At 75.2% G+C, this 15270-nt stretch carries 10 protein-coding genes; 6 read left to right on the forward strand and 4 right to left on the reverse strand.

Going from position 1 to position 15270, the window contains the following annotated elements; translation table 11 throughout:
- Nucleotides 1–13: 13 nt before the first annotated feature.
- Both greA and ABZ573_RS04575 read right to left on the reverse strand, forming a co-directional pair.
- Complete coding sequence (gene greA / locus ABZ573_RS04570; RefSeq protein WP_132233490.1) at nt 14–511, reverse strand: transcription elongation factor GreA; 498 nt, start codon at nt 509–511, stop codon at nt 14–16.
- Nucleotides 512–666: 155 nt separating this feature from the next.
- On the reverse strand, nt 667–1101 hold the full coding sequence (locus ABZ573_RS04575; RefSeq protein ID WP_151454221.1) for a DUF4307 domain-containing protein: 435 nt from the start codon (nt 1099–1101) through the stop codon (nt 667–669).
- A gap of 191 nt (nt 1102–1292) precedes the next feature.
- Between ABZ573_RS04575 and mca the strand changes: the two genes are divergently transcribed.
- The 4 genes from mca (at nt 1293) to ABZ573_RS04595 (ending at nt 7293) form a co-directional block, all read left to right on the forward strand.
- Entirely contained in the window at nt 1293–2174 is an 882-nt protein-coding gene (mca, locus tag ABZ573_RS04580; RefSeq protein ID WP_151454220.1) for a mycothiol conjugate amidase Mca, read from the forward strand.
- Between the two features lie 48 nt (nt 2175–2222).
- Complete coding sequence (locus ABZ573_RS04585; protein ID WP_151454219.1) at nt 2223–2516, forward strand: hypothetical protein; 294 nt, start codon at nt 2223–2225, stop codon at nt 2514–2516.
- 242 nt (nt 2517–2758) lie between these two features.
- Nucleotides 2759–5227, forward strand: a complete 2469-nt coding sequence (locus ABZ573_RS04590) for a bifunctional diguanylate cyclase/phosphodiesterase (RefSeq protein ID WP_327031151.1) — start codon at nt 2759–2761, stop codon at nt 5225–5227.
- A gap of 71 nt (nt 5228–5298) precedes the next feature.
- A complete protein-coding gene (locus ABZ573_RS04595; RefSeq protein WP_358115542.1) occupies nt 5299–7293 on the forward strand; it encodes a thioredoxin domain-containing protein in 1995 nt (664 codons plus the stop codon).
- 82 nt (nt 7294–7375) lie between these two features.
- On the opposite strand, the gene ABZ573_RS04600 is transcribed toward ABZ573_RS04595, so the two are convergent.
- Nucleotides 7376–8026, reverse strand: a complete 651-nt coding sequence (locus ABZ573_RS04600) for a pyridoxal 5'-phosphate synthase (protein WP_358115545.1) — start codon at nt 8024–8026, stop codon at nt 7376–7378.
- Between the two features lie 88 nt (nt 8027–8114).
- Between ABZ573_RS04600 and ABZ573_RS04605 the strand changes: the two genes are divergently transcribed.
- Together ABZ573_RS04605 and purE are read left to right on the forward strand one after the other, a co-directional pair.
- Entirely contained in the window at nt 8115–9296 is a 1182-nt protein-coding gene (locus ABZ573_RS04605; protein ID WP_358115548.1) for a 5-(carboxyamino)imidazole ribonucleotide synthase, read from the forward strand.
- 40 nt (nt 9297–9336) lie between these two features.
- On the forward strand, nt 9337–9828 hold the full coding sequence (gene purE / locus ABZ573_RS04610) for a 5-(carboxyamino)imidazole ribonucleotide mutase (protein WP_358115551.1): 492 nt from the start codon (nt 9337–9339) through the stop codon (nt 9826–9828).
- A gap of 363 nt (nt 9829–10191) precedes the next feature.
- Here purE and ABZ573_RS04615 read toward each other — a convergent pair whose 3' ends face one another.
- Nucleotides 10192–15108, reverse strand: a complete 4917-nt coding sequence (locus ABZ573_RS04615; protein WP_358115554.1) for a permease — start codon at nt 15106–15108, stop codon at nt 10192–10194.
- Nucleotides 15109–15270 lie beyond the last annotated feature (162 nt).

Here is a 15270-nt window from a genome sequence, read left to right on the forward strand (position 1 = left end):
CGGCGGCGGGGGCTCAGCCGGAGAACGGCTCGAAGCTGACCACGGTCACCTTGATGTCGGCCCCGCTGGGGGCGGTGTAGGTGCAGGTCTGGCCGGCCCGGCCGCCCAGGATCGCCTGGCCCAGCGCCGACTCCGGGCTGTAGACCGTCAGCTCGGTGGTCGACGCGATCTCCCGGGAGCCGAGCAGGAAGGTCTCGGTGTCGTCCTTGTCATCGTCGAAGTAGATCGTCACGACCATGCCGGGCGACACCGCGTCGGCGGCCTGCGCCCCGCCCACCTTGGCGGTGCGGAGCAGCTCCTTGAGGTAGAGGATGCGCCCCTCGGCCTTGCCCTGCTCCTCGCGGGCGGCGTGGTAGCCACCGTTCTCCCGCAGGTCGCCCTCCTCGCGGCGGGCGTTGATCTCGGCGGCGATGACCGGCCGGTTGGCGATCAGCTCGTCGAGCTCGCCCTGGAGCCGGTCGAACGCGTCCTGGGACAGCCAGGTGGCGGGCGCCTCGTTGCCAGTGGACACAGGCGTTCTCCTCGTTCGTGCGTGCTGGCTGACAGGTGAACTTCCAAGTTACCAGTGCGGTACGACACAGGGCGCGCTCGAACACCGGCGGTACCCCCGGTGCCCGGGCCGCCGAGGCTGTCCGGGCCGCGCGCCCGAGCCCGCGCCGCGGCCGCTCAGCCCGCGGGCCGGCAGCGCAGCACCTCGCCGACGAAGGGGCGGGCGGTGGTGGCCAGCCGGTGCTGCGCGGTCACCTGCCGCTGGTCGGGCCGGGCGGTCACCGTCACCTCTTCCCGGCCCACCTCGGCGCCGTCGCGGTCCCGGGCGCGCAGCAGGCAGACCGCCGAGCCGCCCTTCGGCACGGTGACCCGGAAGTCGACAAGCACCTGGCTGTCGGTGATCCCCGTGTAGGTGATCACCTCGGCGTCGTAGTTCGGGTCGCCGTACTGCCGGTAGAGCCGCACCGCGACCAGGGTCATGACCGCGACCAGGGCGACCACCAGCAGCGCCACCAGCAGCGGCCGGCGCCGCCCGGGCTCCCGGCGGCGGCCGTACCGACCGGGCGGGAAGGCCGGCGCGCCCGGCGGAAGTGTGGCGTGCGTCTCGGTCACCGGCGGGTATCTCCTGGCGTCGTTGTCGGGGGCATCGGCAAGAATGGCAGGGTTCCATCTTCCCAGCCCGTCACGTCGTCAAATATGACAGGTCGGCACCGGCAGGTCCCGGCGCGGGGGGAAGATTCCGGCAGGTCAGCCGGGCGGTCCCGCGGGGGGTCCGCCGGGGCCAGAGACGAGGAGCGCCGACGTTGGCAGAGCAACTGCGACTGATGGCCGTCCACGCACACCCCGACGACGAGTCGAGCAAGGGCGCCGCGACCATGGCGAAGTACGTCGCCGAGGGCGTGGACGTCCTGGTGGTCACGTGCACCGGCGGCGAGCGCGGCAGCGTGTTGAACCCGAAGATGGACCGACCGGACGTCTGGGCCAACATCGCCGACGTCCGCCGGGCGGAGATGGACGCCGCGCGGGCGATCCTCGGCGTCGAGCAGGCGTGGCTCGGCTTCGTCGACTCCGGCCTGCCCGAGGGCGACCCGCTCCCGCCGCTGCCCGAGGGCTGCTTCGCCCTCCAGGACGTCGAGGTGGCCGCCGGCCCGCTGGTGCGGCTGATGCGCCAGTTCCGTCCGCACGTCGTGACGACGTACGACGAGGAGGGCGGCTACCCGCACCCCGACCACATCATGACCCACAAGGTCAGCGTGGCCGCGTTCGAGGCCGCCGGCGACCCGGAGCGCTATCCGGAGCTGGGCGAGCCGTGGCAGCCGCTCAAGCTCTACTACGACATCGGCTTCTCCCGGGGCAAGATCATGGCGCTGCACGAGACGCTGCTCGCCGCCGGCCTGACGTCGCCCTACGAGGAGTGGATCAAGCGCTGGGAGGACCGCACCGACAAGGGCCCCCGGATCACGACCCGGGTCGAGTGCGCCGACTACTTCCCGGTCCGCGACGACGCGCTGCGCGCCCACGCCACCCAGATCGACCCGGACGGCTTCTGGTTCCAGGTGCCGATGGAGATGCAGCGGCGGGCGTGGCCGACGGAGGACTTCGAGCTGGTGCGCTCGCTGGTCGACAGCCCGCTGCCCGAGTCGGACCTCTTCGCCGGGGTGCGCGAGACGGCCCATGCCCGCTGATCCGGGCCGGGGCTACCCTGGTCACCAACCGCACACCGGAGGAACGCCATGCTGACCGCCGCAGAGGTGCTCGCCCAGAACAACTTCGGGGACACCCGCACGGGTGGCCTGGCCGGGCCGATGGGCCTCTTCCTCATCCTCGTTCTGGCCACCGCCACCGTCCTGCTGATCCGCAACATGAACTCCCGGCTGCGTCGGCTGCCCGACCGGTTCCCCCAGCAGGGCCCGCCGGCGACCCCCGACCAGGCGGACGCGGCAGTCGTCGATCCGACAGAAGGTGCGCTGACGCAGGATTCATCCTCCGCCGCTCCCACCGGGCGTCAGCAGCGTCGCAACGGCTAGTCCGCCCATGATTCACGTCGAACCCGGTCGTCGCCCCCTGTTGCGGCCACCGGGTTTGCCTTAGCCTCTCGCCGGGGGGACCAAGAGTTCCCGAGCCGTGCGCGGGAGGGGGCGCCGATGACCACCACACCACCGGTCGCCCGTCGTACCGGCGAGCGGCCCGCAGGCGGAGCGGCCCGGTGACCTCCGGCAGGGCCGGCGAGTCGACCGACCGGGTCGAAGCCCGCGGCACCCCCGCGCGGCTGCTCCTGCTCACCGCTGCCGTCGCGCTGACCGCGCTGGTCGCCGCCGGGCTGGGGTGGACCGCCCCGACCCACCTTCCCGCCGACGACCCGCTCGGCGGGCCGGCCCGCTTCGGCCTCGCCGTCGCCGTGTTCGCCGTCGCCCAGTTGGCCCGGCTGCGCTTCCGCACCGCCGCCGGGATGGTGAGCATCACCTGGGGCGAAGCCGCGCTGATCATCTGCCTTTACCTGACGCCCACCGGCTGGCTCCCCTCCGCCGCGCTCCTCGGCGCCGCGCTCGCCTGGTCGGCCATGTCGCTGCTCGGCGACCGGCGGCCGGTGCTGGAGGTCGTCCGGATCACGGCGTCGCTGACCGCCGCCACCGCCCTGGCCGTCTCCGTCACCACCGTGCTCGGCGAGCCGCTGCTGGCGACGCCGACCCCGGCGCTCGCCCTGGCCGTGCTCGCGGGCTCGGTCGCCTACCTTCTCGCCACCGCCTGGCTCGGCGGCGCCACCCTGGCGCTGCGGCACGGCATCCCCGTGGCGCCGCCGCTGCTCGCCGCGCTGCGGGGCAAGCTGCTGATGTTCGTCGGCAACGTGGCCGTCGGCCTGGTCGTGGTGGCACTGCTGGAACTCGACGCGCGCTGGCTGCTGCTGCTCCCGCCGGCGCTCTGGCTGCTCCAGCAGACCTACCGGCACCGGCTCCGCGCCGACCAGGAGCGGCGCACCTGGCGGGCCTTCGCCGAGGCCACCGCCGCGCTCAACCAGCTCGACGAGCGGGGCGTCGCCACGGCCGCCGTGACGGGCGCGCTGACCCTGTTCAACGCCGAACTCGTCGACGTCGACGTGGCCCGGGGCGACGGCCGGTGGCGGCGCTACCGGGGCGACCCGGGCGGCCAGCTGGTCGACCGGGAGGTCGCACCGCCCGGCCGGACCGAGCCGGAGGACCACGAGCTGGTGCGTACCCTCTCCGTGGGGGCCTCCCGGGTGGGCGAGCTGCGGGTCCGGTTCCCGCGCTGCGCGCCACCCAACGCCCGGGAACGCGACGCCGTGGCCGCGTTCGGCGACGCGCTCGCCGCCGCGCTGCACGACGCCGCGACCCACCGCGAGCTGCGCCTGGTCACCGCCCGCTCGTCGTACGAGGCGGTGCACGACCAGCTCACCGGGCTGGTGAACCGGTCGGCCCTGCTCAGCAAGGGCGACCAGGCGCTGCGCCAGCTCGCCCACGACCACCCGGTGGCGCTGCTGCTGCTCGACATCGACCAGTTCAAGGAGGTCAACGACACCCTCGGGCATGCGGCCGGCGACCAGCTGCTGCGGTTGACCGCCAACCGGCTGGGCGCCCTTGCCCGCCCCGGGGACCTGCTCGCCCGCCTCGGCGGCGACGAGTTCGCGTTGCTGCTGACGTCGGTCCCGGTGATCGGCGACCGGGCCGCCCCCATGGCGTACGCGCTGCGGCAGGCCCGCGAGATCGCCGAGCGGCTCGCCGCGCCGACCGAGGTGGCCGGGGTGCGGATGTCCGTCGAGGTCTCCGTCGGGGTGGTGGTCGCCGACGCCGGCACCGCCGACCTGACCGAGCTGCTGCGCCGGGCCGACATCGCCATGTACCAGGCCAAGGAGGGCGGCGGCAGCGTCGCCGCGTACGACTCCGCCCGGGACGCCGCCAGCACCGACCAGCTGGCCCTGCTGGCGGAGCTGCGCGAGGCGCTGAAGACCGACGACCAGCTCGTGCTGGCGTTGCAGCCGGCGGTCGACCTGACCACCGGCGCCCCGACGGGGGTGGAGGCCCTGATCCGCTGGCGGCACCCGCGCCGGGGCTGGCTCGGGCCGCACGACTTCATCCGCCCGGTGGAGAACAGCGAGCAGCTCGGCACCTTCACCCGCTACGTGCTGGACAAGGCGCTCGCCGTCGCCGCCGGCTGGGCCCGCGACGGGCTCGACGTGCCGATCTCGGTCAACCTGTCGGCGCGCAGCCTGCTCGACCCCCGCCTGCCCACCGAGATCGCCGACGCCCTGCGCCGGCACCAGGTGCCGCCGGACCGGCTGGTCCTGGAGATCACCGAGACTGTGGTGATGAGCGAGCTGGAGGTCATCGACGAGGTGCTCGCCACCCTGCGGTCGATGGGCGTGCAGCTCGCCGTCGACGACTTCGGCACGGGCTTCTCCTCGCTGACGTTCCTCACCCGGATCGCGGTGGACGAGCTCAAGGTGGACCGTTCCTTCGTGATCCGGATGGCCGACTCCCCGGAGGCGGCGGCGATCGTACGGACCACCGTCGGCCTCGCCCACGAGCTGGGGCTACGGGTGGTCGCCGAGGGCGTGGAGACCGCCGAGCAACGCCTCGCGCTGGCCGAGCTGGGCTGCACGGCCGCCCAGGGCTACCACTTCTTCAAGCCGATGCCGGCCGACAAGATCGGCGCGGTCCTCGGCACCCTGCTCGACGAGGCCCGCCCCAACGTCTTCCCGCTGCGCGCCGACGGCGCCTCCTGACCCCACCCGCCGCACGGCCGGTCCACGTCGGAGCGCGGGCGGGCGCGTCACCGGGTGGTTATGGTCGTCGGGTGAACCGACTCGCTGACGCCACGAGCCCGTACCTGCTCCAGCACGCCGACAACCCGGTCGACTGGTGGCCGTGGTGCGACGAGGCGTTCGCCGAGGCGAAACGCCGGGACGTGCCGGTGCTCATCTCGGTCGGCTACGCCGCCTGCCACTGGTGCCACGTGATGGCCCACGAGTCGTTCGAGAACGAGCAGGTCGGCGCGCTCATGAACGACGACTTCGTCTGCGTCAAGGTGGACCGCGAGGAACGCCCCGACGTCGACGCCGTCTACATGACCGCCACCCAGGCGATGACCGGGCAGGGCGGGTGGCCGATGACCGTCTTCGCCACGCCCGACGGCACCCCGTTCTTCTGCGGCACCTACTTCCCCCGGGCGAACTTCGTCCGGCTGCTCCAGTCGGTCGCCGCGGCCTGGCGGGACCAGCGCGACGCCGTCGTCCAGCAGGGCGCCGCCGTGGTCGAGGCGATCGGCGGCGCGCAGGCGGTGGGCGGGCCCACCGCGCCGCTGGACGCCGCGCTGCTCGACGCCGCGGCCGACCAGCTCGCCAAGGAGTACGACGAGGTGAACGGCGGTTTCGGCGGTGCGCCGAAGTTCCCGCCGCACATGAACCTGCTCTTCCTGCTGCGGCACCACCAGCGCACCGGCTCGCCGCGCAGCCTGGAGATCGCCCGGCACACCTGCGAGGCGATGGCCCGGGGCGGCATCTACGACCAGCTGGCCGGCGGCTTCGCCCGCTACTCCGTCGACGGGCACTGGACCGTGCCGCACTTCGAGAAGATGCTCTACGACAACGCGCTGCTGCTGCGGGCGTACACCCAGCTCTGGCGCCTGACCGGCGATTCCCTCGCCGCCCGGGTCGCCGCCGAGACCGCCGCGTTCATGATCGACGACCTGGGCACCCCCGAGGGCGGCCTGGCCTCCGCCCTCGACGCCGACACCGAGGGCGTCGAGGGGCTCACCTACTCCTGGACGCCGGCCCAGCTCGTCGAGGTGCTGGGGGAGGACGACGGCCGCTTCGCCGCCGACCTGTTCGCGGTCACCGACGAGGGCACGTTCGAGCACGGCACGAGCGTGCTGCGGCTGGCCCGGGACGTCGACGACGTCGCCCCCGAGGTGGCCGCCCGGTGGGAGCGGATCCGGGCCCGGCTGCGCGAGGTCCGCGACGGCCGACCCCAACCGGCCCGCGACGACAAGGTGGTCGCCGCCTGGAACGGGCTCGCGGTCACCGCGCTGGTCGAGCACGCCGCGCTCACCGGGGATCCCGTCACCGCCGCCGCGGCGGTCCGGATCGGCGAGGTGCTGGCCGACCGCCACATCGTGGCCGGGCGGCTGCGCCGTGTCTCGCGCGGTGGCGTCGTCGGCGAGCCGGCCGGGGTGCTGGAGGACCACGGCTGCGTGGCCGAGGCGTTCTGCGCCCTGCACCAGCTCACCGGCGAGGGGCGCTGGCTGGAACTGGCGGGTGGACTGCTCGACGTCGCGCTGGAGCGGTTCGCCGCGCCGGGCGGCGCCTTCTACGACACCGCCGACGATGCCGAACGGCTGGTCAGCCGACCGGCCGACCCCACCGACAACGCCACCCCGTCCGGGCGCTCGGCGATAGTCGCGGCGCTGGTCGCGTACGCGGCGCTGACCGGGGAGACCCGCTACCGGGAGGCCGCCGAGGCCGCCCTGTCGACCGTGGCGCCCATCGTCGGCCGGCACGCCCGGTTCACCGGCTACGCGGCCACCGTCGGCGAGGCGCTGCTCTCCGGGCCGTACGAGATCGCGGTGGTCACCGACGAGCCGACCGGGGACCCACTGGTCGCGGCGGCACACCGGCATGCCCCGCCCGGCGCGGTGATCGTGGCGGGCCGCCCGGGCCAGCCCGGGGTGCCGCTGCTCGCCGACCGGCCGATGGTCGACGGGCGGCCCACCGCGTACGCCTGCCGGGGTTTCGTCTGCGAGCGCCCGGTGACGACGGTGGACGACCTGGTCGCCCAGCTCGGCCGGCGCTAACGCTCTCACCCGGCCCTGAGGCTTCCGGCCGTCGCTCAGGCTGCCGCTTGGGTGCGGGGGTGCCTCCGGTCCGTGCCGGTGCTCACGGCCAGAGTTGCTCGCGTTCCCAGCCCGTGCCGGTGCGGCGGTAGCGCAGCCGGACGTGCCGGCGCTGCGCGTCCGCCTGCCAGAACTCGACGAGGTGCGGCGCGACCGCGTAGACGGTGTGCGTCTTGGCGACCAGATCGGGGTCGGTGGCCAGCCGCTTCCGGATCCGGGCCAGCTCGCGGTCCAACTCGGCGCGGTCGGTGAGCACGTCGCTCTGCCGGCCGGCCAGTCCGGCCATCCGTGACCCTTCGGGCCGTGCCAGGAAGTCGGCCCGGGAGACGTCGGGGTCCGCCGGGGCGGCGATTCCCCGCACCCGGACCTGGCGGCCCTGCTCGCGCCAGTGGAAGCTGAGCGCGGTCCGGGGGTTCTCGGCGAGCTGGCGGCCCTTGGCGCTGACCGAACTGGTGGCGAAGTGCCAGCCGGCCTCGTCGAGGTCCTTCAGGATCAGCACCCGGGCGTCCGGCATGCCGTCGGCGTCGACGGTGGAAACGGTCATCGCGTGCGGCTCGTCGACGCCCGTGTCGATCGCACCGGCCATCCACTCGACGAAGAGGGGCAGCGGCTCGGCCGGGGCGGCGGCAGGATCGAACGACGGCATGTCGTGCGCGAGCACCGGCAGGCCACGGAGCAGACTGCGAATCGTCATGCCATGATCCTTTCAGCAGCGGGGGTGGGTGTTCGATGCGCCATCCGGCGGCGCAGGTGGCGGGGCGTCCCGATAGGCTGGCGCCGCTATGGATTCCCGTACCGGTCTGCCCGTTGTCGGCATGGTGGGCGGCGGCCAGCTGGCCCGGATGACCCACCAGTCCGCGATCGCCCTCGGCCAGTCGCTGCGCGTGCTCGCGCTGGCCCCCGACGACGGCGCCGCGCTGGTCGCCGCCGACGTCCAGTACGGCGATCACACCGACCTCGCCGCGCTGCGCACCTTCGCCAAGGCCTGCGACGTGGTCACCTTCGACCACGAGCACGTCCCCACCGAGCACATCCGCACGCTGGCCGCCGAGGGCGTGAAGCTCTTCCCGCCGGCCGACGCGCTGCTGCACGCCCAGGACAAGCGGGTCATGCGGGAGCGGCTCGGCGAGCTGGGCGCGCCGAACCCGGCGTGGCGACCCGTCGCCGAGCCCGCCGACCTGGTGGCGTTCGGCGACGAGATCGGCTGGCCGGTGGTGCTCAAGGCGGCCTGCGGCGGGTACGACGGCCGGGGCGTCTGGATGGTCGACGACGCGGCGCAGGCCGAGGAGCTGGCCACGACCCTGCTGGCCGGTGGCACCCGGCTGATCGTCGAGGAGCGGGTGCCGCTGCGCCGGGAGCTGGCCGTGCAGGTGGCGCGCTCGCCGTTCGGGCAGGTCGCCGCGTACCCGGTGGTCGAGACGGTGCAGCGCGACGGCATCTGCGTCGAGGTGCTCGCCCCCGCACCGGGCCTGCCGGAGGAGCTGGCGGTCGCCGCCCAGCAGCTCGCCATCGACCTGGCCACCGCGCTCGGCGTGGTCGGCCTGCTCGCCGTGGAGCTGTTCGAGGTCGCCGACCGGGCCGCGCCCGGGGGCAGCCGGATCGTGGTGAACGAGCTGGCGATGCGGCCGCACAACTCGGGGCACTGGACCATCGAGGGCGCACGCACGTCGCAGTTCGAGCAGCACCTGCGGGCGGTGCTCGACTACCCGATGGGCGACACCTCGCTGACCGCTCCCGTGGTGGTGATGGCGAACGTCCTCGGTGGCGAGCCGGGCGGGATGTCGATCGACGAGCGGCTGCACCACCTCTTCGCGGCCGAGCCGGGTGCCAAGGTGCACCTCTACGGCAAGCAGGTGCGGCCCGGCCGCAAGATCGGGCACGTCACGGTGCTCGGGGACGACCTGGACGACGTACGGACGCGGGCCGCGCGAGCCGCCCGCTGGTTGCGGGAGGGGCGGGCGTGAGCTTGCGGGCCCCGCAGTCGCGAGTGAGAGGCAGGCACGCGTGAGCACCGTTGGACTGATCATGGGCAGCGACTCGGACTGGCCGACGATGAAGGCCGCCGCCGAGGTGCTGGACGAGTTCGAGGTGCCGTACGAGGTCGAGGTCGTCTCGGCGCACCGTACCCCGATCAAGATGATCGACTACGGGCGCGCCGCAGCCGACCGGGGCCTGAAGGTCATCATCGCCGGGGCGGGTGGCGCCGCCGCCCTGCCCGGGATGGTCGCCTCGGTCACCCCGCTGCCCGTGATCGGCGTCCCGGTGCCGTTGAAGCACCTCGACGGGATGGACTCGCTGCTCTCCATCGTGCAGATGCCGGCCGGCGTGCCGGTGGCCACCGTGTCGATCGGCAACGCCCGCAACGCCGGGCTGCTCGCCGTCCGCATCCTGGCCGCCGCCGACCGTTCCCTGCTCGACCGGATGTCGGCCTACCAGGCCGACCTGGAGCAGTTGGTCGCCGAAAAGGACGCGGCCCTGCGCGCCTCTCTCGCCTGACGTCTCCGCGCCGGCCGGACCCTGGGACTCGTTACTATGGGTGACGGACGCCGAGGTTGCGCAGGGTTACGGTGACGGCTCGGGGAGTCAACTCCTCCTCCGCCCCTTTGCTCTGCATGCCTCCGTGCACCAGCGTCCTGAGCTGGGGTTTTCGCAAAGTCGCGGTGGTTGACGCCTCAAGCATTCGTCACGCACGGTGACTGTTGCATCGATGGGTGCAGAGCAAAGGGAAGACGGGGCAAGTGCCCGGTCGAGCCGAGAAATCACGCTACGTGTTCTCCGGGTCGGTGATCCAACGGCCGGCCTCTCGACGGGGCCAATCAGCAGTGGCAACTGATCGCGGGGGACGGACCCCCGCCGATCTCATCGCATGCCGCGCAGGGCCGTCTGGAGGCGTTCCTGGGCCCGGCGCCGGCGTTCGTTGCTCGCACCGAGCGCCAGCAGCAGGATGCCGACGGGGATCAGGGCCAGCCACGGGCCCAGGCTGAACAGGGCGTGCACCGCCGCGATCGCCGTCACGGCGGCGCCCACGATCACCGGCGCCTGCTGCTGGCTCATCGACCCGAAGACGAGGACGGCCACGGCGCCGAGCAGCAGCAGCACCTGGCGCAGCGTGCTGGAGTCGGTGGCCAGCACGATCGCCAGGGTCGGCACGAACGCGGCGACCAGCGCGGGCCCGTACGCGACCCAGCTGCTCAGGTCGGGCCGGTGCCGCAACTCCAGCACGCCGACGAGCAGGGCGAGTGCCGCGAAGGGCAGCGTGTAGGCCTCCGGCAGCGCCACGTCGGCCACCCGCATCAGGATCCACCAGGCGGCGATCTCGCAGACCACCACCGCCCAGAACAGGATGCGCCGCTCCACCGGCCGGCGGCCCGGTCGGGTCGCCGCCACGCCCAGCACCGCACCCCAGGCGGCCAGCAGCGCCGCGATGTGCCGGGGCGAGTCGAACGCCAACGCCAGGGCGATCAGGGCGGCGGCGTACCCACTCCACTCGACGGTGGCCGCCTCCCGCTGGGCCTCGGGGCGACGCAGCCGGGGCAGGGTCGCGGCGAACACCTGGAGGGCCGCGCCGACCGCCAGTACGCCGAACGCGGACCAGACGGCCGCGAGGCCGGCCACCAGGCCGGCGGTGAGCACGAAGAGCTGTGCCATCAGCGAGGCGAACAGCCAGCCGAGGATGCGCGCCCGCTGGGTGGTGCCGAAGATCGCGGCCACCGCGCCGACGCCGACCGCGCCGCCCAGGGTGAACAGGGTCAGCTCCCGCGTCGCCAGGCCGCCGACCAGGCCCGCGCTTCCGGCGGCCAGGCCGATGGCGAAGACGAGCACCCGGGCCAGCCGCAGCGAGCGGGCCCGCTCGGCCAGCGGCGGGGGCGGGGTGAGCGCCAGGCCCAGCATCGAGATGGTGAACACGGACAGCGCCGCCAGGGTGCTCGCCGGCCAGCCGTTGCCGAGCGAGACCGGGGTGATCAGCAGGGTGACGGCGGCGCCGGGCAGCACCACCGGCACGGCCCGGGAGCGTCGCCCGCCGCTGAAGCCGGTGGCGGCCAGCGCGGCGGTCGCGGTGAGCAGCAGCGCGGTCAGCACGTGGGTCGCGTCGACCGCGTCGGGGGGCGGGGTGAGCAGCTCCGGCGGCGGCCCCTGCCAGACCCGGCCGAGACTGCGGTGCGGGTCGACCAGGGCGACGACCAGGGACGGCGCGATCGACACCAGCGCCAGGGCGGTGGGCAGCGCGGCGGCGGCGAGCGCACCGGCGGCGGGGCTGACCCGCCAGCGGCGCCGCGTGCCGTCGTCCGGCAGTCGCCGCAGCGCGCCGTCGAGCAGCACCGACCAGCGCCGGACCGGCTGGGCCGCGCCGACCGGCGGTTCCGTCGCGCCCCGCACCAGCTCGGCGAGCACCCCGAGCAGGGCCGCCGCGGCCGCGTAGACGCCGACGGGCATGCCGGCGGGGACGGCGGCCAGGGCGCTCACCGTGGCGCCGCCGACCACCGCCGCGCTCGCCCAGGGCAGGTACTGCGGGATCCGTCGCCGGACGGCGGCCACTGCCGCCAGGCCCAGGCTCGACGCGGCCAACGCGGCGGTGAGCAGCACCTCCGGCGCGCGCCCGAACTCGGCCGCAAGCGCCGCGACGGCGCCCGGGAACGCGAGCAGCGCGGCACCGGCTGCGGCGCCCCCGATCTGGGCGAGGTGCGGCGGCATCCCCTCGGTCTCGATGTCCTCCACCAGCGGCACGGCCAGCGACCGGGCCAGCGCCGCCACCACGATGCCGATCAGCGCGATGCTGCCAAGCGCCAGCGCGGTGGTCCACGGCCGGACCAGTCCCGCCCCGGCGGCGTGCAGGGCGACGACACCGGCCACGACCGCCCGGGACAGGCCGGCGCGGGGGGCGACCGCGGCCACGGCGGCTGCCCCGAAGACCGTGGCGACCATGCCGCCGACCAGGACGGGCGACCACCACGGCAGGTCGAACGCGGCCGGCGCGCCGATCGTGGCGAGCACGGCCGCCGCGCCCGACACGTCGTACTTCCACGGTGGCGGCAGCAGGACGGCGGCGGCGACGCCGAGCAGGGCCAGCGCGACCGGGGCCTGCCACGTCGACCCACCTGTCGGCCCGGCCGGCCAACCGGTCAGGTCACCGGCCCAGATCGGGCCCGGGGTGGCGAGCACCCCCAGGCCGCCCCGCAGCGCGCTCCAGCCGGCCAGCAGCCCGATCAGCACGCCGCCGACGGCGAGGCCGACGATCGGCCCCCGTCGCCACTCCTCCGGCATGGCCCGGGCGGCCACGGCCACCACCAGCACCAGCGCGGCGGCGACGGCGAGCTGCCCGCCGGGGGCGAGCACGGCCGCGATCCGGGCCAGGGTGGCGATCAGGGCGGCGGTCACCGCCGCGGCGGCCAGGTCGGAGCCGTCCAGGGTGAGGTCGGAGCGCCGGCCGGCGTCGATGGGGCCAGCGAACACCACCATCGCGGCGGCGACGAGCAGCAGGCCGCCGACCCAGGCGTCGGCGGCGGTGGCGCCCGGGGCCCCGAAGGCGGCGGCGGTGACCGTGACCGCGCCGAGGGCGGTACCCACCGCCAGCGGCGTCGGGATGCGACGCTGGGAGACCTGCACGATGGCGGCGTGCCCGAGGGTGACGCAGACCGCCAGGAAGCTGGCCGCGAGCACCGGGACGGTGACCTCGCGCAGGCTCGCCGGGGTGGGCGTCGGGTCGACCGGCACGGTCGCGGCGACGAAGGCGGCCACCGCGCCCGGCAGCGCGAACGCCGCGCCCCCGGCCGCCCAGGCCGAGACGGTGTCGGCCGCCGCCGGGGCGAGCCGCATCCGGGGCGCCACGGCGACCAGGACCCCGGCGGCGAACAGGGTGAGCAGGACCGCGGTGGTCAGCGCCGGCCGGGCCAGTCCCGCGCCCGCGCCGAACAGGCCGACGCCGGCGGCGGTCGCCGCGTGCGCCAGCGCCGCGCGTTCGGTGCGGGCGGAGAGCCCGACCACCCCGATGCCGACCGCCGTCAGCACCATCGGCCAGGGCGCCACCGCCCAGCCGAGACCGAACGACGCCGGTACGGCGAGCGCGGTCAGCGCCGCGCCGACCACGGCGAACTCCCGGCGGATCTCGGGCGGCAGGGCCAGCACCGCGGCGACGGTCAGCAGGAAGGCGCTCGCGGCGAGCTGCCAGGCTGCCGGTCCGACGGCCGCCGACAGCTCGGCCGGGTAGCGGTCCAGGTCGGCCGCCCAGGCCGGCAGCGCGGCCCGGACGGGGGCGACCCCGGCGCGCAGGGCGCCCCCGGCGACCACCACCCCACTGACCGTGAGCGCCACCGCCGAGGCGAGCTGCGGCCCGCGGCGGGCCGCCTCCGGCACCGCCCGCACGGCCAGCCCGGTCAGCGTGATGACCGCCGCGATCAGCAGCAGCGCCCGCCCGGGGAACGCCACCGAGGCGATCCGGCTCAGCGCGCCGATCACGGCGAGGGTGAAGATCCCGGCGCCGAGGTCGGGCAGCGGCGGCCGGCGCAGCACCAGCGTCCCGGCCAGCCCCACCGCGGCGGCCAGCAGCAGCACCACGCCGGCCCCGGTGGCGACCGGCACGGTGCCCGCGCGGAGCAGGGCGGAGACGGCGTACGCGAGGGCGAGGGCGACCGCCACCCCGTGCAGCACCCAGGTCAGCTCGCGCAGCCACGGCACCGGGCGGGCGGCCGGCACCCGTTCGTGCGCCGGCAGCCCGCCGTCGACCACCTCGCCGACCTCCTCGGGCGCCCCCTCCGGCCGGCTGTCGGCGCGGCGCTGCCGGGGCGTGGCCGGGGACCCGGCAGGTGTCGCCGAGGGCCCGGGCAGGTCCCGCCGGACCGGCCGCTCCACGGTGACCGCGGACCGCGCCAGCCAGAGGTCGAGCAGGGCCACCGCGGTCAGCACGAGCGCCCAGCCGGCCGGGCCGGTGATCCGGTCGGACGCCAGCAGCGGCAGCACCGGCTGCGCGGCCAGCACCGTGGCGAACCGAGGCGCGCGCAGCCCCGTCCAGCCCGCGTAGCCGAAGGAGACGCCGGCGGTGACGGCGAAGATGACGCCGGCGAAGATCGCGCCCGAGGCGCCGCCGTTGCCGATCCGGTCCACCGCCCACAGCGCGTACCCGGCGAGCGGCACCAGGAGCAGGCCGACTGCGGAGATGGTCTCGGCGGTCGAGGTGAGCCCGCGCCGGGCCAGCACCGGCGGGGCGAGCAGCATCAGCACGGTCGCGAGCAGCAGGATGCCCAGCCGGGCCAGCGCGTCCATCGAGCTGGTGGCCACCGCGGCGAAGACCACGGCGGCGACCCCGAGCAGCAGCGCGCCGAGCCCGAGGGGGATGTTCTGCACCTCGCGGGAGGACGCCTCCGGGGGGTGCTCCGGGTCGTCGGCGTCGAGCCAGGTGGCGGTCGACGTCGGGGGCGGCGGCGGGTCCTCGGGGGCGGCCGGGGTGCCCTGCCGGGGGACCCGGGGCGGGGCGCCGGTGGCGGCCGTGGGCGGCCGGCGGCCCGGCCTGCGGCGCAGCACCCGACGGGGGCGGGTGGCCTGCTTGAGACGTTCCTCACCGGCGTGGGCGAGGATGTCCCGCTGGAAGAGCGCGGCCTGCATCTTGGCGGCGATCTGCCGCTGCTCGCTGGCGATGGCGGCCTCGCGGGCCTTCATCTCCGCGATGGAGCGCTCGATCTCCGCCAGGTGCTCGACCCACTGTGGCTGGTGCGCACCGCAGTGCGGGCAGCTGGCGGCCGGTTTGATCTCCCGGCCGCACGAGGAGCACTGAAAGCTCGCCACGACACCCCTCCACCCGCACTGTGGACTCCCACCTTGGCAGCATGCCCAATGTGGGCGCGGATTTCGACAGTTGTCGGCGGGTCCGGGGCAAAGATCGTCCACGCGTACGGCGAACGGCCGGTCGCGGAGCGTGCTCCGCGACCGGCCGTCGGTCGTCGATCG

Origin of the sequence: Micromonospora sp. NPDC007220 (assembly GCF_040634035.1) — a bacterium.
Taxonomy (GTDB): Bacteria; Actinomycetota; Actinomycetes; order Mycobacteriales; family Micromonosporaceae; genus Micromonospora; species Micromonospora reichwaldensis.